Origin of the sequence: Pseudonocardia sp. McavD-2-B (assembly GCF_024124365.1) — a bacterium.
Taxonomy (GTDB): Bacteria; Actinomycetota; Actinomycetes; order Mycobacteriales; family Pseudonocardiaceae; genus Pseudonocardia; species Pseudonocardia alni.
Map to the genome: position 1 here is coordinate 18,092 of NZ_JAMXSG010000013.1, position 21,484 is coordinate 39,575.

The following is a 21,484-nucleotide window of genomic DNA, read 5'->3' on the forward strand; positions in this document are numbered from 1 at the left end:
CGCGATGATCGGCGGACGCGTACTCGACTCCTCGGCTCTGGCGGCCTTCGCGACCGGTCGCCCCGTCTACATGCGTGCCCTGGTCTGGGCCGCGGTGGAGGAGAACATCGTGCTCGCGGTGCCCAGCGCCGCCCTCGGTCGCGCCTGGTCGATGGTCGACGCCGAGCACCACGCCGCACTGCAGGTTCTGCTGGGTCTGCCGAACACCGTGATCCACGAGCTGTCCCCGGAGAGCGCCCAGGAGGCCGGACTGCTGCTGGCCTCCCAGGGGCTCGACGACATCGTGACCGGCCAGGTCGTCACCGCCGCCCGGCGGCGGGGCTGGCCCGCGGTCACCGGGGACCCGGGGGCGCTGCGCAAGCTCGACCCGATGGTGCCGATCGAGGAGCTGCCCTGAGCGTGCTCAGGCGCTCCCGTCGCGCAGCCGGGTCCGGAGACGCGCCAGCTCGTCGTCGGTGAGGCCGTTCTCGCGCAGCCAGCCGACCGGACCGCCGTGGCGCTCGTCGAGCAGCCGCAGGAACTCGGCCATGACCTCGGCCCGCGGGCGGTGCCGGTCCAGCTCGTCGACACCGGGCATCGGCTCGCCCGAGGCGGTCGTCCACTTCCGGAACAGGGCGTCGATCCGGGTCGCGGACAGCGCGTAGTCGGCGGTGATCTCCTCCCGCGGTACCCCGACCGCGGCGCACACCAGCGCGACGAGCACCCCGGTCCGGTCCTTGCCCGCGGCGCAGTGCACGACGGTCGTCCCGGAGTCCAGGGTCGCGATCCGGCGGACCCCGTCGACGACGCACTCGCCGCGTCCCTCCAGGTAGGCGAGGTAGTGGCCGAGCATCGGATGGGAGTCGCCGAGGTCGACCTCGGGCAGCGCGATCCCGGTCTCGGGGATGAAGCTGAGCCGGTGCACCGGCACCCCGGCTGCGGCGAGCGCACCGAGGCCGTAGGTCGTGCGTTCGTGGTCAGTGCGCAGGTCCAGCACCTGCGCGACACCCAGCTCGTCGGTGAGGTACGCGACGGCGGCCGGCCCCAGCCCCTCCAGGGACTCGGTGCGCAGCAGGACGCCGGTGCGGACGCGGCCCCCGCCGTCGAGCGGGAGGCCGCCGACGTCACGGGCGTTGGCGAGGCCGTCGACGGTCAACCAGCGGTCCGGTACGAGATCGGTCACGACCCCAGGTTAGGCAGCCCGGGGCGCCACGGCAGCGGTCGCAGGGCAGGGTTCACCGGCCGTGCACCGGCGGGCGGCGCAGCGCGGCGGGCAGCACCCGGGCACCGTCGCCGTACGCGGCGGCGGCGTCGTCGGGGTTGACCAGCCGGCAGGTCGTCATCGACAGGCAGCCGCAGCCGATGCAGCCGTCGAGTCCGTCGCGGAGGGCGGTCAGCGCGTCGATCTGCTCGTCGAGCCTGCCGCGCCAGGACCGCGACAGCCGGGCCCAGTCCGACCGGGTCGGCGTCCGGTCCGCGGGCAGCGCGTCGAGGGCGGAGCGGACCTCCTCCAGCCCGACCCCGATGGACCGGGCCGCCCGGACGAAGGCGAGCCGGCGCAGCACGCTGCGCCGGTAGCGGCGCTGGTTGCCCGAGGTCCGGGTCGCGGAGATCAGCCCCTCGCGCTCGTAGTAGCGCAACGCCGAGTGCGGGAACCCGCTGCGCTCGACGATCTCCCCGATGGTCAGCAGGTCGCCCGCGTCCATGCCCGTCCCCGTCCTGTCACCCCGCCGCGGCCGCCCCCACACGCCGGTCCGCGCATCGGGACGGCCCGTGCAAACCTCGAGCCGACTCCAGTATTGCGCCGTTCGTCGCGAGCCCGCCACCTGCGGGGACCGCCGTCCGTCGGCCGAGGCGCACCGTCCACCGGGTTGCGCCCCGCACGCCATCAAGATCACGGAACCGGTGAACGGTGTCTGTCGCGCGGCGACCGACGACCCCGGGGCTGGACCCCCGCGGCGGGGCCCTCTACGGTCATCCCCAGTCATCACGGCCCGATCACGAGCGGGCTGGAGCCGGACTCCCCGACCGGCTCACCCGGGACCCCCGACCCGGCCGTTCGTGCGCGGCGCCGTCCGTGATCTGAAAGGCGTTTCCTTGCCCGGACACCGCTCCCCCGGTGGCCACCACGGGTTCCCCCGACCCGTGGCGACCACACCTGCAGCGACGGCCGCTGCACCGTCCCTCCGTTCCTCGCGGCACGGCGGCCCCGCGCACGCCGCGCGTCGTGCGGGCACCCGCACGGCCGCCACCGGCGCCGCGTTCGGCGTGCTCGCCTCCGGTGCGTTCGCCGCGATCGTCCCGACCACTCTGGACGGGACCTCGACGCAGGCCGACGCCGAGGAGGGCGGCACCACCGCCGCCACGACGCTGGCCGCGTACTCCGCGAACATCCCCTCGGCCACGAAGGCCACGGACGGATCGACCTCCGGCTTCTTCAGCCCGGTCTCCTTCGCCCAGCCGTCCGCCGCGTCGGGCGCGCTGCAGGCCGCCGCCCCCGCCCAGGACGCCGACCTCGCGTCCATGGGCAAGGCGCACGAGATCGCGACGAAGATCGCCGCCGAGCACGCCAAGGCCGCCGCTGCCGAGAAGGCACGCCAGGCCGAGAAGGCACGGATCGACGCGATCGTCGCCCAGGGCGGGCTGGACGGCTGGATCGCCGAGGCCCTGGACCACATGGGACTGTCCCAGGCCTACGCGAGCGGGCTCAAGCGGATCATCCTCAAGGAGTCCAACGGGAACCCGCACGCCATCAACAACTGGGACTCCAACGCCGCGGCCGGCAACCCGTCCGAGGGCCTCATGCAGGTCATCCCCTCGACGTTCGCGGCCTACGTGCACCCGGACTTCGCGGACCGGTCGATCACCGACCCGATCGCGAACATCACCGCGGGCGTCCGCTACATGATCGACCGCTACGGCATCGACACCCTCGACGCGGGCGGCCGGGTCGGCAGCCACGGCGGATACATCGGATACTGAGCGAGACCCTGACCCCACGAGCGGCGGTCACCGGGGGAACCCGGTGACCGCCGTCGTCGTTGTAGGGGTCGAATCGTAAACTTTCCTTTACCCGATCGTGCCCGCAACGAGGAGCTGCCACTCGTGTCGTCCCCCGGTGGAGCCCCCGCCAGCCGCACCACGACGACGGCCGGGGGCGTCGCGCGCTCCCGGTTCCGTCCGGAGCTGCAGGGTCTGCGCGCCCTGGCGGTGGTGCTGGTGGTCGTCTACCACGTCTGGGTCGGCCGGGTCTCCGGCGGCGTCGACGTGTTCTTCCTGATCACCGGCTTCCTCATCACAGGTGGTCTCCACCGGGCGGCGGCGCGGGGCGGGGTCGACGTACTCGCCACGTGGCGCCGCCAGTTCTCCCGGCTGCTACCGGCGGTCACGGTCGTCCTCGTCGCGGGCGTGGTGGCCGGGTTCTGGCTGCTGCCGGAGAACCGCTGGATGCCGACCGTCCGGGAGACGGTCGCGTCGCTGCTGTTCCTGCAGAACTGGGAACTGGCACACAACTCGGTCGACTACGCGGCCCGCGACAACGCGGCCAGCATCGTCCAGCACTTCTGGTCGCTGTCCATCCAGGGTCAGTTCTACCTGCTCGCGCCGCTGGTCGTGGCCGGTGTCGCGATCGCGACCCGGCGCGACGGGGCCGACCTGCACCGGCGGCTCACCGGCACGCTGCTCGCCGTCGGCGCGGCCTCGTTCGCGTACTCGGTGTACCTGACGCTGGTGAACCAGCCGCTCGCCTACTTCCACTCCGCGACGCGGATCTGGGAGTTCGCGCTCGGCGGGCTGCTCGCGCTGTGGATCTCCCGGATCGAGGACCGGCCGGAGCTGACCCCCGGCACCCGCGCGGTGCTCGGCTGGGGCGGCGTGGCCGCGCTGGTCTCCTGCGGGATCCTGCTCCAGGTCGACCGCGCGTTCCCCGGCTGGGCGGCGCTCTGGCCGACGCTGGCCGCGGCGATGGTGCTGGTCGCCGGGCGGTCCGGGCACCGGTTCGGCGTCGACCGCCTGCTGTCGGGACGGGTGCTGCGCACGATCGGCGACATCTCGTTCCCGCTGTATCTGTGGCACTGGCCGATCCTGACGCTCACGCTGGTGCGCACCGGGCAGGACCGGCTGGACCTCGAGCAGGGCGCCGCCGTGATCGCGGTGTCGTTCGTGCTGGCCTGGCTGACCCACCGGTTCGTCGAGCAGCGGATCGCCGAGCTTGACGTGCGCCACGCGCTGCGGACCGGCGGGGTGCTCGCGCTGACCGTGCTCGTCGCGGCGGGCTCCTGGTACGGGCTGGCCGCCGCGCGGGCGTCGACGCCGGTACTGGCGGGCTCGCCGTCGCACCCGGGCGCGGTGGCGCTGTCCCCGCAGTTCGACCTCGCCTCGCTCGACCCGGCCGACGCCGAGCTGACCCCGTCGCTGGTGCAGGCGCCCGACGACTGGAGCTACCGCGGCACCCACTGGGACTGCGGGCCCTCCGAGCACGGCGCGGAGCTCGAGGTCTGCACCGTGCCCGCGCCGGACCCGGAGACCTCGGAGCGGACGGTCGCCGTGGTCGGCGACTCGCACGCCCAGCAGTACGCCGCCTCGCTCGCGGTGATCGCCGAGCAGCGCAACTGGTCGATGGTGGGCATGTTCCGCGGGGCCTGCCCGATGTCGGTGCGCTCGGAGACCGTCGCCGACGACCAGGGCTGCACCGACTGGAACGCCGCGGTGCACGACCAGCTGGTCGCGATGCACCCCGACGCGGTCCTGACACTGGCCAGCCGCGACGTGCGGCCCGGGCTGCACGAGCAGACCCCCGAGGGGTTCGTCCAGGCCTGGCAGCGGCTCGACGCGGCCGGGATCCCGGTCGTCGCCGTCCGCGACAACCCGCGCTTCGACTTCAACGTGGTCGACTGCGTCGCCACGCAGGGCCGGGGCGCACCGGCCTGCGAGATCGACCGGCACACGCTGTACCAGCCGTACCCGCCGTGGTCGGCGGTCCCGGGCGTCCCGCCGAACGTGGTGTTCGCCGACGTGGCCGACGGCATCTGCGACCCGGCGGTCTGCCGCAGCGAGGTGGGCAACGTGCTCGTCTACATGGACGACAACCACCTGACCGCGACCTACGCCGAGACCCTCGCCCCGACGCTCGCGACGGCGTTCGACCACCTCGGCTGGTGAGCCTCAGACCGGGCGGACGCTCCGCCCGGCCACCGAGACGACGTCGCCGCGACGGAGCTGGGCGCCCCGGCGGTGCTCCGGTGCCCCGTTGACCGTGACCTCGCCCGCCTCGAGGATCTCGCGGGCGTGCACGCCGTCCTCGGCGAGCCCGGCGAGCTTCAGGAACTGACCGATCCGGATCGGCTCCTCGCGGATGGGCACGTCCTGCGGGGGCTGTGGCGTCCTCATGTCCCCAGTGTCCCCGCCGTAGCATCACCCGGCGTGGGTGACCACTACTTCAGCGCCACGCCGTCCGTCGCGAGCCACCGCGGGTCGGTCCGCCTGCACACGTCCGACGTGGACCTGTCGCTGGTGACCGACACCGGGGTCTTCTCGCACAGCCGCCTCGACCGCGGGACGAGGGTGCTGCTCGACACCGCACCCATGCCGCCGGTCCGCGGCCCGCTGCTCGACGTCGGCTGCGGCTACGGCCCGATCGCGCTCACCCTGGCCAGCCGGCGCCGCCGGCTTCCGGTGTGGGCGGTGGACCTCAACGAGCGCGCGCTGGGCCTCACCCGGGAGAACGCCGACGCGGCCGGGCTGGGCAACGTGACCGCCTGCCGGCCCGAGGAAGTCCCCGACGACGTCACCTTCGCCGGGATCTACTCCAACCCGCCGATCCGCTCCGGCAAGACCGCGCTGCACGAGCTGCTGCTGCGCTGGCTCCCGCGGCTCCTCCCGGACGGGCGGGCATACCTGGTGGTGGCCAAGAATCTGGGTTCGGACTCGCTGCAACGGTGGCTGAGCGACGAGCAGGGCTTCCCGACGACCCGCCTGGCCTCCGAGCGCGGCTACCGGGTGCTGGAGGTCGCACCGGCGCCCTGAGCGGGCGGGAGCAGCCCGTCGACGAGTGCGTCGACGACGGTGTCGGTCGGGGTGTCCGGGTCGATGGACAGGGTCAGCCGGTCCAGGAGCAGGCCGTCGACCGCGTAGTGGAACAGCGCGATCTCCGCGGGCCCGCCGGGCAGTCCCGCGGCCCGGTTGTAGGCGACGTCGGCGGCGAACCCGGTGCGCAGCCACTCCCCCATGACCTCGGCGACCTCCGGGCGCCGGACGGCCTCCAGGCGGAGCTCGAACAGCGCCAGCGTCACCTCCCGCTCCGCACCGAGCCGGCGCACGATGTCGCGGACGTGGTCGGCGAACATCGCGGGCCCCGCCTCCCCCGAACGCAGCCCGGCGACGGTGTCCGGGTCCGGCGCCAGCCGCTGCCCGATCCGGTCGGCCAGCGCATGGACGAGCTCGGCACGGGTCCGGAAGTAGTTCGACGCCGTGCCGGTCGGGACGCCGGCCTCCCGGTCCAGCGCGCGGTGGGTCAGCCCCCGGGCGCCCTCGCGGGCCAGGACGGCCAGCCCCGCGTCGGCCAGCCGCTGCCTGCGGTCGTCGTTGCGTGCCATGCGGGCACCCTAGACGAACCACGACGCCTGTTGTACTTTCGACGACCACGACACCCGTCGTGGTTGTCTCGACCCGGAGGTCTGCGCATGCGCGAGCTCGTCTACTACGTCGCGGTCTCGCTCGACGGCCGCATCGCGGCCCCCGACGACGCCTTCGATGCCTTCCCGCAGAGCGGCGACCACATCGACATGATCCTGCGGGAGTGGACCGACACGGTCCCGGCCGTCGGGCTGGAGGTGCTCGGGCTGACCGCGGACAACAGCCGGTTCGACACCGTGCTGATGGGCTGGAACACCTACGCCGCGGGCCTGGCGGTCACCGCCGACCCGTACCCGCACCTGGAGCAGTACGTCCTGTCGCGCAGCCGGCCCGCCGACGCGGTGCCCGCCGGGATCACCGTGACCGGGCGCGACCCGGTGGAGCTCGTCCGGGAGCTGAAGCAACGCACCGGCGCCGGCATCTGGCTCTGCGGGGGCGGGCGGCTCGCGGCCGCGCTGACGGGCGAGATCGACCGGCTGGTGCTCAAGGTGAACCCGGTCGTGCTCGGGGCGGGCAAGCCCCTGTTCGACGACGGCGGTGGGTACCGGCCGCAGTCGTGGGACTTGGTGCGGTCGACGCCGTACCGCTCCGGAGTGATCGTCGCCGAGTACGCGCGGGTCCCCTGACAGGACGAAGGCCCCCGGGGTGCTCCCCGGGGGCCTTCGTGGGTGGTAGCGGGGGCAGGATTCGAACCTGCGACCTCTGGGTTATGAGCCCAGCGAGCTACCGAGCTGCTCCACCCCGCGCCGTCCGGGACCGCGTGCGATCCCGTCTGTGTTGTGTCACCACCGTACACCGGCCGTTCACCGGACCTCCGAGGGGGGTCGCTCCCGGCGACGGGGCCGGACCCCACGAAGAACGAAGGCCCCCAGGAGATCCTGGGGGCCTTCGTGGGTGGTAGCGGGGGCAGGATTCGAACCTGCGACCTCTGGGTTATGAGCCCAGCGAGCTACCGAGCTGCTCCACCCCGCGCCGAACGGAACCACGTGCATTCCGTCTGTGTTGTAAGGGCAACCCTACACGCCGGGCCGGACCCACCCGCAGGGGGGTCCGGCCCGACGATGATCAGCCGCCGGCGCCCTGGAACGCCGCGACCGCACGGTCCAGTGCGGCCAGCGCCTCGCCCTGCCTGGCGAAGTCACCGGACTGCTGGGCCGCCTTGAGCTCGTTCAGCGCCGCGCGGATCTGCTGCGCCGCGGTCGCCTGCGCCGCGTTGGGCGCCGCCGGGGTCTGGGCGCCCTGTCCGTTCGGCGTGGCCGGCGTCGTGGGCGTCGTCGGCTGGGCGGGCTGCCCGGTCGTCGGAGCGGCACCGCCCGCGGCGGCACCGGCTCCGGCGCCGAACACCTCGTCGAGGGCCCGGGACAGGCTCGCGTCGTAGCCGAGCCGGTCGCCGTAGAACACCAGGACGCGGGCCAGCTGCGGATAGGTCGAGTTGTCCTGACCGCCCGCCCGCTCGATGTACACCGGCTCGACGTAGAGCAGACCACCGGCCACCGGCAGCGTCAGCAGGTTGCCGTAGTCGATCGTGGTCTGGTTCTGCCGCAGCAGGTTCAGCTCGGAGGAGACCTCGGGCGAGCCGAGGAACCGGGCCTGGACCTGCTGCGGGCCGAGCGTCTGGGTCTCGTTCGGCAGCTGCAGCACGGTCAGCTTCCCGTAGGTGTCCGGGTCCGAGCTGGCCGAGACGTACGAGGCGAGGAACTGCCGCCGCAGGCTCACCAGCGCGCTGGTGAGCTGGAACGACGCGCCCTCCTGCCCCGGAAGACCCGCGTAGATGTAGTACGGCGGCTGCGCGTCCTGGCTGCCGCCGTTGCCGCCCTGCACGGTCGGGTCGGACGGGACGTCCCAGAACGACACGGTGGAGAAGAACTCGTTCGGGTCGTCGACGTGGTAGCGGGTCAGCAGCTCACGCTGGACCTTGAACTGGTCCTCCGGGTAGCGCAGGTGGGCCTGCAGGTCCGGGGTGATCGCCGAGCGCGGCTCGACCGTGCCCGGGAACGCCTTCTCCCAGGTCTGCAGCACCGGGTCGGACTCGTCGAAGGCGAAGAGCTTCACGGTGCCGTCGTAGGCGTCGACCGTGGCCTTCACCGAGTTGCGCAGGTAGCTGATCGTGTCGTTCGGCAGCTGCTGGCCATTGGGCCCGAGCCGGGAGTCCGACGTGGCGTCGCCCAGCTGCACGCGCTCGGCGTAGGGGAAGTTCTGCAGCGTGGTGTAGCCGTCGACGATCCACTGCACCCGCCCGTCGACGACGGCCGGGTACGGGTCGTTGTCCAGCGTCAGCCACGGGGCCACCGCCTGCACGCGGTCCCGCGGGTTCCGGACGTACATGATCCTCGAGTCGGCGTTGATGGAGTTGTTGAACAGGATGTTCCGCTCGCCGTAGGCCAGCGCGAACACCGAGCGGTTGAACAGCCCGCCGATCGGGACGCCGCCGGCGCCGGTGTAGGTGTACTGCGCCTCGTCGGAGTCGTACTCCCGCGGCGCGGTACCCGGCTCGGCACCGACGATCGAGTACTGGTTGTCGAGCAGCTCGCCGTAGTAGATGCGGGGCTGCTGGACGGGCACGAAGCCCTGCTGCTGGGTGTCGGAGACCTGGAAGTTCGGCAGGCCGCCGGAGCCGCCCGCATCCTCCAGGGCCTCGTTCACCTGGTTCGCCGGAGCGGCCACGATCCCGTTGCCGTGGGTGTAGACCAGGTGCCGGTTGATCCAGTCCTGCTGGTTGTTCACCAGGCCGTTGGCGTTCATCTCGCGCGCCGCGACGACGTAGTCACGGGTCTCGCCGTCGACGGTGTAGCGGTCGATGTCGAGGTTGGGCGAGAACCCGTAGAAGTTCCGTCGCTGCTGGAGCTGGGTGAACGTGCGATTGAGCTTGCCCGGGTCGAGCAGCCGGATGTTGGGGATGGTGTCGGTGTCGGCCCGGACCTGGGCCGGTGTCGCCTCCGACGTGCCCGCGTAGGGCGCGATGTCGACCTTGTCCGGCCCGATGCCGAAGGCGTCCCGGGTCGCCGCGATGTTGCGTTCGATCGACGGGGCCTCGTTGACGTTCGCGTTGGGCGCGACGACGAACTGCTGCAGCACCAGCGGGAACGCCGTGCCGACCAGGATCGAGGAGACGACCAGCATGACCACGGCGACCGCCGGGATCTGCAGGTTCTGGCGGAACGCGGCGACGAAGAACGCGAGCGCGCAGATCACCGCGATGACCAGCAGGATCAGCTTGGCCGGCAGGACCGCGTTGAGGTCGGTGTAGGTGGCGCCGTAGAACGTCTGCGCATTGCGGTTGGACCACAGCAGGTCGTAGCGGTCGAACCAGTACGCAACGGCCTTGAGCAGCACGAACACCCCGGCGAGCACGGCGAGCTGGGCACGCGCGGCGGTGGAGACGAAGCCGGAGCGGCCGGACAGCCGGATGCCCCCGAAGATGTAGTGGGTCACCAGCGCGAGCACGAAGCAGATCGCGACGGCGACGAACAGCCAGTTCAGGCTCATCCGCAGGAACGGCAGGGTGAAGGCGTAGAACCCGATGTCGTTGCCGAACTCGGGATCGGCGCGGCCGAACGGGGTGCCGTGCAGGAACATCTGCACGGTCTGCCACTGCGTCGGCGCCGCGAGCCCGGCGATCAGACCGATCACGACCGGAACGCCGACGGCGAACAGGCGCAGGCGCTGGATGATCGTGGTCCGGTAGCGCGCGACCGGGTCCTCGGGTCCGGACACCGGCACGAAGACCGGGCGGTAGCGGTAGGCCAGCCACAGCGTCAGCGCGACCAGGCCGCCCACCACCAGGGCCACGACCCCGAAGAGCACGATCTGGGTGAACAGCCGGGTGAGCTGGACGCTCCGGAAACCGACCTCGCCGAACCACAGGTAGTCGACATAGAAGTTCAGCAGCCGCGAGCCACCGAGCAGAAGCACTACGAGGACGCCCGCGGCGACCAGCAGGATCCGGGTTCGGCGGGTCAGCGACGGCGCTCCCACAGGGGGCCGCATGGACGACACGGGCACACTCCACAGTTCGGGTACGACTCGTGGAGAGCGCGGCCGGCTGGGGCGACGGCACGGTTCTCCGAGGGCAACTGTACGGAGGTTCGGTGAAGTCGCGGTCGGGTCCCGGTGTGTCGGGACGAAAACGACACATCGGGCGGCACCCACCGGGCTCTCCGACCGCATCGTCGCAGGACGGGCCGGGGTCGGGCGCGCCGTCGTCGTCGCACGATCGTAGGGTTCCGTCCCGTGGGCGTTCGATCTTCGACGTGGGTGACCGCGGTTCTCGTACTGCTGGCCCTCACGGCGGTCGGGACCGTGGTCCCCGCGCCGGTCGTCGCCCTCGGGCCGGGGCCGACCTTCGACACCCTCGGTGAGGTCGAGGGCACGCCTGTCGTGTCCGCGGAGGGCCTGCCGACCTACCCGACGACCGGGCACCTGAACATGACCACCGTCGGCGTCACCGACGGGATCTCGACGCTGCGGGCGCTGGGCATGTGGGCCTCGGGCACCTACCGGCTCGCGCCGCGCTGGTCGCTGTACCCGCCCGGCGAGTCCACCGAACAGGTCACCCAGGCCAACCAGCAGGAGTTCGACGGCTCGATCGCGAACGCCGAGGCCGCGGCGCTGACCCACCTGCGCCTGCCGACCCGGGTCACGGTCGGCGCGCTGACCGACGGCTCGCCGTCGGCGGGGGTGTTGGAACCCGGCGACGAGATCCGCGCCGTCGGCGCCACCCCGGTGACCTCGGTCCAGGGCCTGCTCGACGCCATGGGGACCGCCCGCCCCGGGCAGCCGGTCACTCTCACCATCCGCCGCGGGGACGCCGCGCCGCGCCAGGTCGCCGTCACCCCGGCCGCCCACCCGGACGACCCGGCGCGGGCCTTCCTGGGCATCACCCCGGCCACCTCCCCCGCCGAGGGACAGAAGCTGACCATCACCCTGGGCGACGTCGGCGGCCCCTCGGCCGGGCTGATGTTCAGCCTGGCGCTGGTCGACAAGCTGACCCCGGGTCCGCTGACCGGCGGCCGGTTCGTCGCCGGCACCGGCACCATCGACGCCGAGGGCCGGGTCGGGCCGATCAGCGGCATCCGGTTCAAGATGCTGAAGGCCCGCGAGGTCGGTGCGCAGACGTTCCTGGTGCCCGCCGCGAACTGCACCGAGGCCGCCGAGGACGCGCCCGACGGGCTCCGGCTCGTGCGGGTCGGGACCCTCGACGAGGCGGTCGGCGCGCTGACCACCCTCGACACCGGCGGTACGCCCGCCGGCTGCTCGTAGTTCCCCGGTCCGCTCCCGGCGAACACCGCCCCACCAGGCCCGATCCACCGGCCGTCGGGGCGGCGACCACCCCCCGGGCCCGCGTACGGTGGACGCCATGAGCGACGTCCCCTTCGGCTTCGGCCCCGCCGACCGTGACCGCGACCGCGAGCCCGGCGACCAGCCCGACTCGGGTTCCGGCGACGCCTCCGGCAAGGACGGGGGCACGTCGGGCAAGGACGGGAAGGGCGAGCCCGAGGGCCCGAAGGACCCGTTCGGCTTCGGGTCGCACCCCCAGTCCGACGACCCGTCGGGCGCCTCCGGCGGCGCGGGCCAGAACCCGTTCGCGGCGTTCGGCATGGGCGGGATCCCCGGCATGCCGGGTATGCCCGGCGGGGGCCAGTTCGACATGAGCCAGCTCGGGCAGATGCTGTCCCAGCTCGGCCAGATGCTCTCCAGCAGCGGCTCCTCCGACGACGGCCCCGTCGACTACGACCTCGCCGCCCGGATCGCCACCCAGCAGCTCGCGCAGTCGACGTCGTCGCTCACCGACGCCCAGCGCACCGGGGTCGCCGAGGCCGTGAAGCTCGCGGAGCTGTGGCTCGACCCGGCGACGTCGTTCCCCTCCTCCGGCGGCGAGGTGAAGGCCTGGACGCCGTCGGACTGGGTGCGGGCCGGCATGCCGACCTGGAAGCGGCTCTGCGACCCGGTCGCGACGCGGCTGTCGTCGGCCTGGGTCGAGGGTCTGCCCGAGGAGGTCCGCGGCGCGGCGGGCCCGATGCTGGGGATGCTCGGCAAGATGGGCGGGATGGCGTTCGGCAGCCAGCTCGGCCAGGGCCTGGCGCAGCTCGGCAAGGAGGTGCTGACCTCCACCGAGCTCGGCATCCCGGTCGGCCCGGAGCGCACCTCCGCGCTGCTGCCCGAGGCCGTCGCCCGGTTCACCGAGGGCCTGGACCGCCCGGCCGGTGAGGTCACGCTGTTCCTCGCCGCGCGCGAGGCCGCCCACCAGCGGCTGTTCACCCACGTGCACTGGCTGCGCGAGCGGCTGCTCGGCGCCGTCGAGGAGTACGCCCGCGGCATCACCGTGGACACCTCGCGGATCGAGGAGCTCGCCCGCGGGATCGACCCGTCGAACCCGGAGTCGATCCAGGAGGCCATGCAGTCCGGCATGTTCGAGCCGGAGGACACACCGCAGCAGAAGGCGGCGCTGGCCCGGCTGGAGACCCTCCTCGCCCTGATCGAGGGCTGGGTGGACACCGTCGTCGCCGAGGCGCTGACCGAGCGGCTGCCCGGGGCCGAGGCGATGCGCGAGACGATGCGCCGCCGCCGTGCCTCGGGCGGGCCCGCGGAGCAGGCGTTCGCGACGATCGTCGGGCTGGAGCTGCGGCCGCGGAAGCTGCGGGCCGCTGCGGACCTCTGGAAGCTGCTGGGCGCCGAGCGCGGCGTCGAGGGCCGCGACGCGGTCTGGGCGCACCCGGACCTGATCCCGTCGGCCGACGACCTGGACGACCCGGCCGCCTTCGTGCGCGGCGGTGCGACCGGCGGGGCCGTCCCGGACGACCCGATCGCCGAGCTGGAGCGCCAGATGGCGGCCGACGCGGAGAAGGGGAAGACCGAGGCGTCCGGGACCCCGGAGGAGCCCGGGACGGAGAAGCCCTCCGCGGAGGACACCGACGGCGAGGACGGGACGGACCGGAAGGACTCCTGAGCCCGGCTCAGGTCCCGGTCGCGCGGACCGGCTCCATCCCGGGGCCGGTCCCGCCGAACCCGCCGACCTCACCGTCGGCGTCGGCGACCCCGTCGGGCTCGTCGGCGGTGGCCGGGTCGCCGTCGACACCGGTGATGCCGAGCTCCGCGGCCGCGTTGAGGCCCTCCAGGTAGCCGATGGCCCGCTCCGTGCGCGGGTAGCGGCGCACCCAGGACCAGAAGACGTCGTCGTGCGCGGCGGACAGCAGGTGGGCCAGCTCGTGCACCAGCACGTAGTCGACGACCCAGCCCGGCGCGTCCCGCAGGCGCTCGCTGATCCGGATCGTGGCGTCGTCGGGGGTGCAGGACGCCCAGCGGGTGCGCATCGTCGGCACCCACCGGATCGACGACGGCCGCGCGCGCCCCTCCAACCAGCGCTTCGACAGCTCCAGGCCGCGGCGCGCCAGGGCCTCGTCGTTGTTGCGGCCCGGTGAGCGGCGGCGGGCCTCGCTCGCCTCGACGCGCCGCACCATCTCCGCGACCCAATCGCGTTCCTGTTCGGCGGACATCCAGCCCGGGATGAACACGACGAGCCGTTCCCCCTCCCGCCGGGCACTGACCATGCGCTTCCGGCGGGCGCTGCGTCGGACCTCTACCGGGGGACTCGCCATGGCTCCAGGGTAGGCCGCCCCGGTTCGCGGATGCGAACGGCGCGGACGTGTTCCGGCCCCGTCGCCGCACGGAGCGGGCACCGTGGCACCGGTGACCGGACTGCCCGCACGGCTCGCGCTCGCCGCCCACCTCGCCGTCCTCCCGGCCGGGCCACGAGCCCGCCGGATCGGGTCCGGCCCACCCCGGGCCCGGCTGCTGGAGGAGCTGTCCCCCGCCGCCGTCGACGCACTGGACCGGCTCGCCGACGGCCCGTGCCCGACCGGTGCGCTCACCCGGGGCGACGACGAGGTCGCGGTGCTGCTCGCCGTCCTGTGGCGGGCGGGGCTGCTCGCCGACCCGGACGTCGTGGACCGGGTCCGGCGGCGCCGGGAGGGCACGCTGGTCGAGGTCCGCGGCAACGGCGCGCTCGCCGTGGCGGTCGTCGCCGGACTGGCCCGGGCCGGGATCGGACAGCTGTACCCGCAGGTCGGCGGGGTGACGGGCGCCGACGACGTGCTGGCCGGGCTGCCGGTGGGGCCGGGCCGGGGCCGCGGGGAGGAGCTGCGCACGTTCCTGCGCGACGCCGGTGTCGACACCGATCCGCCCCGGCGGGTGCCCGCGGACCTGGTGGTGCTCGCCGACGACGGGCCGATGCCGCCGGAGGCTCCGTCGGAGCACCTGTTCGTGGCCCTGCGCGACGGCCGCGGCGTGGTGGGGCCGCTCGTCCTGCCGGGTCGGGGGCTGTGTCCCGGTTGTGCGGGGGCGCCCGGTGCGGCCGGCGGACCGTCGTCGGCGGCACCGCACGTGCTGGTCGCGACGGCGGCGGTGGCGGTCGGCCAGGTGCTCGCCGCCGTCGACGGGCCGGTGCGTGGCGGCCGGCCGCCCGCGTCGTGGGGAGCGGTGCTGGAGGTCGACGCGGACGCGGCGACGGTCGTCACCCGTCCGGGGTTCCGACGACCCGGTTGTTCCTGCGGCACAGCGGCTGCGGCGGTACCGGACAGCGCACCGGGGCCCACCGCGCCGTGCGGGAATCCCCCGGCCGGGTGGACAATCACCGTGTGAGCGACATTCCCCGAAGAACCGCCTCGCGCACCGCCAAGCTCGCCGGCCTCCCGCTCGGCGTCGCCGGACGTGCCGCAGCAGGGTTCGGGCGCCGTCTCACGGGTGGTGACCGCGACGAGATCGCGGCCCAGCTCGCGACCAAGAGCGCCGAGCAGCTGTTCGAGGTGCTCGGCGAGCTCAAGGGCGGCGCGATGAAGTTCGGGCAGGCGCTCAGCGTGTTCGAGGCGGCCGTGCCCGACGAGTACGCCGAGCCCTACCGCGAGGCGCTCACCAAGCTGCAGTCCGCGGCGCCGCCGATGCCCATGGCAGACGTCGACTACATGCTCACCCAGCAGTTCGGGCGGTCCTGGCGGTCCCGGTTCGCCGACTTCGACGAGACGCCCGCCGCCTCGGCCAGCATCGGCCAGGTGCACCGCGCGGTCTGGAAGCGCGACGGCCGCGAGGTCGCGGTCAAGGTGCAGTACCCCGGCGCCGAGGAGGCGCTGCGCTCGGACCTGCGTCAGCTCGGGCGGATGAGCCGCATCCTGCAGCCGCTGGTCCCCGGTATGGAGATCAAGCCGCTGGTCGCGGAGCTCAAGGACCGCATGGAGGAGGAGCTCGACTACCGCGACGAGGCCGCGTACCAGCGCGAGTTCGCCGCGTTCTACGAGGACGACCCGGACGTGAAGATCCCCCGCGTGGTCGGTTCGGCCCCCAAGGCCGTCATCACGGAGTGGGTACAGGGCCGCCCGCTGGCCTCGATCATCCGCGACGGCACCCGCGAGGAGCGCGACCACGCGGGCAACCAGCTGGCCCGCTTCCACTACTCGGCGCCGGACCGCGCGCACCTGCTGCACGCCGACCCGCACCCCGGCAACTTCGGGATCCTCGACGACGGCCGTCTGCTCGTCCTCGACTTCGGTGCGGTCGCCCGGATGCCCGACGGCATGCCCCCCGAGCTGGTCACGATGACCAAGTACGCGCTCGAGGGGCGCAGCGGCGACCTGATGGCCCTGATGCGCTCGGCCGGGTTCGTCCGCGACGGCGCCCGGATCGAGTCCGAGCAGATCCTCGGCTACCTCGCACCCTTCACCGAGCCGCTGGGGTCCGAGGAGTTCCACTTCAGCCGCCGATGGATCCAGAAGCAGGCCGAGCGGGTCGGTGATCTCCGTAGCCCGGAGGCGGCGATCGGCCGGTCGCTGAACCTGCCCCCGCGGTTCCTGCTGGTGCACCGGGTGACAATGGGGACCGTCGGCATCCTGTGCCAGCTCGACTCCCACGTGCGGCTGCGGGAGATCGTCGCCGAGTGGCAGCCGGAGATGTTCGAGCCGGACGCCCCGACCGGCTGACCTCCCTTCGCTACTCCGGTCCTGCGGGACGGGGGTGTCCTGTCGTCGCTTTGCTCTGCTCACCGATACGCAGCAGCGCAGGTCGGCGCCACTGGCGGGGTCTTCGGGGGCGTCGTGGGGTCAGGGGCGGACGCGGAGCCCGTCGAGTACCCGGTCGAGCGCGGCCCGCGCCGCGCCCCGGTCACCCGCGCTCCCCGGTCCGGTCGTCCTACCGCCACCCCGTCGTGGGTCCGACCCGCCGGTCGGCGGTTCCGCGCCGGCCCCGGGTCGCTGGCACCGGGCCGCTCCCGGTCGGCGCCGGCTCCGGGTCTCGCTCCCCATGGGCCGTGCCGGGCTCCGCGAGCCACATGGCGTGCTCGTTCATGGCGCCCGACAGCAGTCGGGCCAGCGGCTCGACCGGCTGCGCACCGGCGCCCCGCGCTCGCCGGGATCGGCCGGCGCCTCGACAAGGTGCCGTCCCGACGACTCGGCGCCCAGCTCGCGCCGGCGCGCCCCAGCCCAGCAGGCCGGGCCCGTCGACGAGCATGATCCGCGCCGCCGACGGCTCCGTGCGGCGCCGAGGAACACCCGGCACCCGGCGACGAGCCGCCCCCACGGGTCGGGGACCGCCTCCCCGCGTCGACCACCCGATCCGCCACCCGGTCCGCCACCGCTCCAGGACCGCGGCGAACAGCGCCGCGCTGCCGTCGAACTGATGGGAGGGCGAGCCCGTCGTCACCCCGGCCCCGGCGACGACGGTCGGCAGCCCGACCGCGCCGTACCCGTTGTGGGCGAACGGGCACTCCGCCTCGTCCAGCAGCGCCTACCGGGTCCGCTCGCGCTGTCCGGACCGAACGCCATGCCCCCTCCCCAATTGACGTACCGAAGGTACGTCACTAGATTTCACATACCGTATGTATGCGAATGGGAGGGTGCCGTGCTCCGCAGCTGCTACCCGGTCCTCGCGACGGCCGATGTCCCGGCCGCCCGCGCGTTCTGGACCGGCCCGATGGGATTCGAGGTCGTCTTCGACACCGACTGGTACGTCAGCCTCCGTCGCGGACGCTTCGAGCTCGCCGTCCTCGACCGGGACCATCCGACGATCCCGGCGGCGTACCGCGGCCGGTCCGCCGCCGGGACGCTGGTGAACCTCGAGGTCGACGACGTCGACGCCGAGTGGGACCGTCTCGTCGTCCGCGGTGGGCTGGAGGCGCTGCTCCCGGTACGCGACGAGGACTTCGGGCAGCGGCACTTCGTCGTCGCCGGGCCGGACGGGGTACTGGTCGACGTGATCACCGAGATCGTCCCGTCGGCGGAGTTCGCCGACGCCTTCACGGAGTCGCCAGCGCCCTGAACTGGGGTGTTGCGTATCGGTGAGCAGAGCAAAGCGACGAGGAGGCACCCTCTCCCACCGGCGGACCGGCAGGCCCCGGACACGACGGTGCCCGCCCGGACGTCGGGTCCGGACGGGGCACCGATCGCATCGGTCGGCGGCGGGATCAGCCGGCGCGCAGCCGCGCCCGCTCGGCGCGGGAGGCGGCCCAGGCCGCGATCCGGGACCAGCCGCGGCCCGCGGTGAGCCGGCGTGCGAGCCGGTGCTCGGCCGCCGCCCGTTGTGCCTCCTGCTGATGGGATCTCGCCAGCGCTTCCTGAATGAGCGTCATCACGTTCTCCTGGTTCACGAGGTGGGACGAACGGTCGGTGCGGGGAATCGGTCGCACGGCCGGTGCCGGCTTCAGGTCGTTCATGTCTCGGTCTCCTCGGGTCTGGTGGGTCGGCGGCGCCGCGGTGCGCGTCGCGCCCGTACGGCTGTGGTCAGCGGCTCGCGGCCAGGGCCAGGGCCCGGTCGCGCTCCAGGTCGGCCTTGCGGGGACGCCCCCTCGGGCGCTTGCGTGGGATCACCCGACCGTGGTCGAAGATCTCGCCTCCCCACACACCCCACGGCTCGGCGCGCTCCAGCGCACCGTCCAGGCAGGCCTGCCGGAGCGGGCAGCCGCCGCAGCGGGACTTCGCCTCCTCCAGCTCGGCCGGGGCCTCGGCGAACCACAGGTCGGCGTCGCCGTTGCGGCAGGGCAGGGCTGAGCCCACGCTCGGCACGGACCGCAGCCGCACCTCGTCGGGTCCGGCGCCGCCGCCGGACTGCTCGGTGATCATTCCGCCGTCACACGGAACGGATCGCACGTACACGATCGACCTCCTCGATCGAACTTCTCTGTAACTGGTCAGACCGGCCTGGTCGGGATCTGTCATCTCTCGGGACGGAATCGGGGACAAAAAAATCAGGGCCGCGGAACCCGTGTGCGTGGGTTCCGCGGCCCCGATGGGACTCGCTGGGTGCTGAGGGTCAGGTACCCCCTCGGCGCCCGGGAACGAACGCAGCTGTGCACTTGTCATCGAAGATCGGGCCGGTGACCGCGACCGGCATGCCGCCCAGCGGGTACACCTCACCCGTGGCGCGGAGCGTCGACGGCGCGAGCAGCGCCACCCCCTGGTGGCGACGACGGACGCCGGACTCCCCGGTGACCGCGATGCCCGCGTGAGCGACGTCGTGCGCGACGACGGTCTGCTCCGGGACGCACACCGGGGCCGGGACGGACAGGGTGGTGCCGATCAGGTCGGTCGTGTCGATCGTGCCCATCTCGTCACCTCCTCCGGTTCCGTCCGCGGTCTCCCGCGCGACGCGTCTGTGTCGCGAGCATGGCGCTCCACCTGGTGCCGACGACAGTAGAAGTGCTGCGCACGGCACGGCAACCGATTATTCGAAGTCTCGCCGGAAGTTCACGCCGATCCCTACCGAAGAGGGGGTCGTGAACCCTCCGCCGCGTGCTCGGCGAGCACCCGCAGCACGTCGTCGCCGTAGCGGTCCAGCTTGGCCGCGCCGATCCCCGGGATGCCCACCAGCGCCGACGGTCCGGCGGGCCGCTGCTCCGCGATCGCGGTGAGCGTCGCGTCGGTGAGCACGACGAAGCCGGGCACGTCCTGCGCCTTCGCCGCCGCCGACCGCCACTGCTTGAGGCGGTCCAGCAATTCCAGGTCCACATCGGACGGGCAGTCGTCGCAGCGCAAGAGCTTGGTGGCGGTGGTCCCGAACAGCGGGGTCCCGCAGACGCGGCACTTGGGCCGGGCACCCCCGGGCCGGCGCTCGCCTGCCACCCGGGACGCCGGGTGCGAGTCCGGGATCAGTCCGTACAGGAACCGCGAGCGGCGTCGCTTCGGACCGCGCCCGGAGGCCCGGGTCAGCGACCACGACATCGACAGCACCCGCCGGGCGCGGGTGACGCCGACGTAGAACAGCCGGCGTTCCTCCTCGACGGCGGCCTCGTCGTCCCCGGCGTGACCGATGGGGAGGGTGCCGTCGGCGAGTCCGACGAGGAACACCGCATCCCACTCCAGGCCCTTCGCTGCGTGCAACGACGCCAGCGTGACGCCGTTGACGACGGGCGCCTGCGCGTGGTCGGCGCGGGTCTCCAGCTCCCCGCACAACCGGCGCAGGTCGGCCTGCGGCTCGACCGCGGCCAGCTCCTCGGCGACGCCGACCAGCGCCAGCAGCGACTCCCACTGCGCGCGCAGCGTCGCGCCCTTCGGCGGCTCGTCGGTCAGCCCGGCGCGGGCGGTGAGCACCGCGCGGGTGACGTCGACGAGATCGGTGCCCGGCCGCTGGTCCGGCGCTGCGGTGCGCAGCGCGAGCATCGCCCGGCGGATCTCGGGCCGGTTGAAGAACCGCTCCCCGCCGCGGATCTGGTAGGGCACGCCGGCGTCGGACAGGGCCTGCTCGAACGCCTCGGACTGGGCGTTGATCCGGAACAGCACCGCGATCTCCGACGGCTCGGTGCCGTCGTTGATCAGGGTCAGGATCCGGCCCGCGACGGCGGCGGCCTCCCCGGCCTCGTCGTCGTGCTCGGAGAAGTCCGGGTCGGGGCCGGGCGGGAGCTGCCCGATGAGCTGCAGCCGGGACCCGGCGGGCCGGTTGCGGGCGGCGCCGATCAGCTGGTTCGCGCAGCCGACGATCTGCGGGGTGGAGCGGTAGTCGCGCTGCAGGCGCACGACCGCGGCGTCGGGGAAACGGCGCGGGAACTCCAGCAGGTACCGGGGGGAGGCGCCGGCGAAGGTGTAGATCGTCTGGTTGGCGTCGCCGACGACGGTGAGGTCGTCGCGGTCGCCGAGCCAGGCGTCGAGCAGGCGCTGCTGCAACGGGGTGACGTCCTGGTACTCGTCGACGACGAAGCACCGGTAACGGGACCGGAACTCCTCGGCGACGCCGCCGTGCTCCTCCAGCGCGATCGCGGTGTGCAGGAGCAGGTCGTCGAAGTCGAGCTGCTCGCTCGCGTTCTTCAGCTCCTCGTACGCGGCGTAGACGGCGGCGACCTGCTCGGCCGGGCCGGGGGTGTCGCGGCGACGGCGGGCGACCTCGGCCGCGTAGTCCGACGGGGCGACCAGGGTCGACTTCGCCCACTCGATCTCGGAGGCGAGGTCGCGCAGCGCGTCGGAGTCGGTGCCGGCCCGGGCGCGGGCGGCCGCCTGGCCGACGAGCCGCAGCTTGCCGTCGAGCAGCGGCCACGGGCTGCCGCCGACCATCTGTGGCCAGAAGTAGCGCAGCTGACGCAGCGCCGCGGCGTGGAAGGTGCGGGCCTGCACCCCGGAGGCGTCGAGGGCGCGCAGCCGGGTGCGCAGCTCCCCCGCGGCGCGGGCGGTGAAGGTGACGGCGAGGACCTGGGTGGCGGCGACGTGGCCCGAGGTCACCAGGTGGGCGATCCGCCGGGTGATCGTGCGGGTCTTGCCGGTGCCCGCCCCCGCGAGGACGCAGACCGGGCCGCGCGGCGCGTGCACCGCGGCCCGCTGCTCGGGGTCCAGACCGTCCGCGCCGATCGGGGCCGCCGGGTCCGGCACGGCGCGGGTCGCACGGGCGGGGCGGGCGGCGGATCGGGACG

At 73.5% G+C, this 21,484-nt stretch carries 21 protein-coding genes and 2 tRNA genes; 10 read left to right on the forward strand and 13 right to left on the reverse strand.

Features of this window, described 5'->3' with window-relative positions:
• Positions 1–4: 4 nt before the first annotated feature.
• Complete coding sequence (locus tag NH602_RS03745; RefSeq protein ID WP_073578360.1) at positions 5–397, forward strand: hypothetical protein; 393 nt, start codon at positions 5–7, stop codon at positions 395–397.
• A gap of 6 nt (positions 398–403) precedes the next feature.
• Here the strand turns inward: NH602_RS03745 and NH602_RS03750 are convergent, their stop codons facing one another.
• Together NH602_RS03750 and soxR are read right to left on the reverse strand one after the other, a co-directional pair.
• Positions 404–1,162, reverse strand: coding sequence for a tyrosine-protein phosphatase (locus NH602_RS03750; protein ID WP_253067029.1), 759 nt, complete (start codon positions 1,160–1,162; stop codon positions 404–406).
• A 52-nt stretch (positions 1,163–1,214) separates the two neighbouring features.
• Positions 1,215–1,685 (reverse strand): redox-sensitive transcriptional activator SoxR, encoded by a 471-nt coding sequence (gene soxR / locus NH602_RS03755; RefSeq protein ID WP_073578358.1) that lies wholly within the window; start codon positions 1,683–1,685, stop codon positions 1,215–1,217.
• Positions 1,686–2,124: 439 nt separating this feature from the next.
• Here soxR and NH602_RS31780 point away from each other — a divergent pair, with 439 nt between their 5' ends.
• Positions 2,125–2,961, forward strand: a complete 837-nt coding sequence (locus NH602_RS31780; protein ID WP_100879758.1) for a transglycosylase SLT domain-containing protein — start codon at positions 2,125–2,127, stop codon at positions 2,959–2,961.
• Between the two features lie 123 nt (positions 2,962–3,084).
• The gene (locus tag NH602_RS03765; RefSeq protein ID WP_253067030.1) at positions 3,085–5,139 is read left to right on the forward strand and encodes an acyltransferase family protein; all 2,055 of its coding nucleotides are present in this window, start codon (positions 3,085–3,087) and stop codon (positions 5,137–5,139) included.
• 3 nt (positions 5,140–5,142) lie between these two features.
• Here the strand turns inward: NH602_RS03765 and NH602_RS03770 are convergent, their stop codons facing one another.
• Positions 5,143–5,367 carry an RNA-binding S4 domain-containing protein gene (locus NH602_RS03770; protein WP_100879756.1) on the reverse strand — a complete coding sequence of 75 codons (225 nt, stop codon included), beginning with the start codon at positions 5,365–5,367 and terminating at the stop codon, positions 5,143–5,145.
• Positions 5,368–5,400: 33 nt separating this feature from the next.
• Here NH602_RS03770 and NH602_RS03775 point away from each other — a divergent pair, with 33 nt between their 5' ends.
• The gene (locus NH602_RS03775; RefSeq protein ID WP_073578356.1) at positions 5,401–6,003 is read left to right on the forward strand and encodes a class I SAM-dependent methyltransferase; all 603 of its coding nucleotides are present in this window, start codon (positions 5,401–5,403) and stop codon (positions 6,001–6,003) included.
• Here NH602_RS03775 and NH602_RS03780 read toward each other — a convergent pair.
• A complete protein-coding gene (locus tag NH602_RS03780; protein ID WP_179760957.1) occupies positions 5,970–6,572 on the reverse strand; it encodes a TetR/AcrR family transcriptional regulator in 603 nt (200 codons plus the stop codon). The two genes, NH602_RS03775 and NH602_RS03780, sit on opposite strands and share 34 nt — an antisense overlap.
• 87 nt (positions 6,573–6,659) lie before the next feature.
• Between NH602_RS03780 and NH602_RS03785 the strand changes: the two genes are divergently transcribed.
• Entirely contained in the window at positions 6,660–7,238 is a 579-nt protein-coding gene (locus tag NH602_RS03785) for a dihydrofolate reductase family protein (RefSeq protein ID WP_253067031.1), read from the forward strand.
• A gap of 43 nt (positions 7,239–7,281) precedes the next feature.
• Here the strand turns inward: NH602_RS03785 and NH602_RS03790 are convergent.
• From NH602_RS03790 to NH602_RS03800, 3 genes are all read right to left on the reverse strand, one after another.
• Positions 7,282–7,358: transfer RNA gene (locus NH602_RS03790), tRNA-Met, on the reverse strand.
• A 149-nt stretch (positions 7,359–7,507) separates the two neighbouring features.
• Positions 7,508–7,584 (reverse strand) — tRNA-Met (locus NH602_RS03795).
• Positions 7,585–7,677: 93 nt separating this feature from the next.
• Positions 7,678–10,599: a UPF0182 family protein gene (locus NH602_RS03800; protein ID WP_179760959.1), complete on the reverse strand. Its 2,922-nt coding sequence runs from the start codon at positions 10,597–10,599 to the stop codon at positions 7,678–7,680.
• Positions 10,600–10,866: 267 nt separating this feature from the next.
• On the opposite strand from NH602_RS03800, the gene NH602_RS03805 reads away from it, so the two are divergent.
• Both NH602_RS03805 and NH602_RS03810 read left to right on the forward strand, forming a co-directional pair.
• Entirely contained in the window at positions 10,867–11,871 is a 1,005-nt protein-coding gene (locus NH602_RS03805) for a PDZ domain-containing protein (RefSeq protein ID WP_253067032.1), read from the forward strand.
• A 97-nt stretch (positions 11,872–11,968) separates the two neighbouring features.
• Positions 11,969–13,558, forward strand: a complete 1,590-nt coding sequence (locus NH602_RS03810; RefSeq protein WP_100880857.1) for a zinc-dependent metalloprotease — start codon at positions 11,969–11,971, stop codon at positions 13,556–13,558.
• A 7-nt stretch (positions 13,559–13,565) separates the two neighbouring features.
• On the opposite strand, the gene NH602_RS03815 is transcribed toward NH602_RS03810, so the two are convergent.
• Positions 13,566–14,207, reverse strand: a complete 642-nt coding sequence (locus NH602_RS03815; RefSeq protein ID WP_083659144.1) for a M48 family metallopeptidase — start codon at positions 14,205–14,207, stop codon at positions 13,566–13,568.
• Positions 14,208–14,298: 91 nt separating this feature from the next.
• Here NH602_RS03815 and NH602_RS03820 point away from each other — a divergent pair, with 91 nt between their 5' ends.
• Positions 14,299–15,249: a hypothetical protein gene (locus NH602_RS03820; protein ID WP_253067033.1), complete on the forward strand. Its 951-nt coding sequence runs from the start codon at positions 14,299–14,301 to the stop codon at positions 15,247–15,249.
• The gene (locus tag NH602_RS03825; RefSeq protein WP_073578350.1) at positions 15,246–16,577 is read left to right on the forward strand and encodes an AarF/ABC1/UbiB kinase family protein; all 1,332 of its coding nucleotides are present in this window, start codon (positions 15,246–15,248) and stop codon (positions 16,575–16,577) included. The genes NH602_RS03820 and NH602_RS03825 overlap by 4 nt, the downstream gene beginning before the upstream one ends.
• A 208-nt stretch (positions 16,578–16,785) precedes the next feature.
• Here NH602_RS03825 and NH602_RS32135 read toward each other — a convergent pair whose 3' ends face one another.
• Positions 16,786–17,376 (reverse strand): helix-turn-helix domain-containing protein, encoded by a 591-nt coding sequence (locus NH602_RS32135; protein WP_374210124.1) that lies wholly within the window; start codon positions 17,374–17,376, stop codon positions 16,786–16,788.
• 117 nt (positions 17,377–17,493) lie between these two features.
• Here NH602_RS32135 and NH602_RS03830 point away from each other — a divergent pair, with 117 nt between their 5' ends.
• Positions 17,494–17,910 (forward strand): VOC family protein, encoded by a 417-nt coding sequence (locus NH602_RS03830; RefSeq protein ID WP_100879749.1) that lies wholly within the window; start codon positions 17,494–17,496, stop codon positions 17,908–17,910.
• 145 nt (positions 17,911–18,055) lie between these two features.
• Here the strand turns inward: NH602_RS03830 and NH602_RS03835 are convergent, their stop codons facing one another.
• The 4 genes from NH602_RS03835 to NH602_RS03850 form a co-directional block, all read right to left on the reverse strand.
• The gene (locus tag NH602_RS03835; protein ID WP_073578347.1) at positions 18,056–18,304 is read right to left on the reverse strand and encodes a hypothetical protein; all 249 of its coding nucleotides are present in this window, start codon (positions 18,302–18,304) and stop codon (positions 18,056–18,058) included.
• Between the two features lie 67 nt (positions 18,305–18,371).
• A complete protein-coding gene (locus NH602_RS03840) occupies positions 18,372–18,710 on the reverse strand; it encodes a WhiB family transcriptional regulator (protein WP_083474559.1) in 339 nt (112 codons plus the stop codon).
• A gap of 190 nt (positions 18,711–18,900) precedes the next feature.
• A complete protein-coding gene (locus NH602_RS03845; protein WP_100879747.1) occupies positions 18,901–19,194 on the reverse strand; it encodes a hypothetical protein in 294 nt (97 codons plus the stop codon).
• A gap of 152 nt (positions 19,195–19,346) precedes the next feature.
• Positions 19,347–21,443 carry an ATP-dependent DNA helicase UvrD2 gene (locus tag NH602_RS03850; RefSeq protein ID WP_308292804.1) on the reverse strand — a complete coding sequence of 699 codons (2,097 nt, stop codon included), beginning with the start codon at positions 21,441–21,443 and terminating at the stop codon, positions 19,347–19,349.
• Positions 21,444–21,484: the final 41 nt, after the last annotated feature.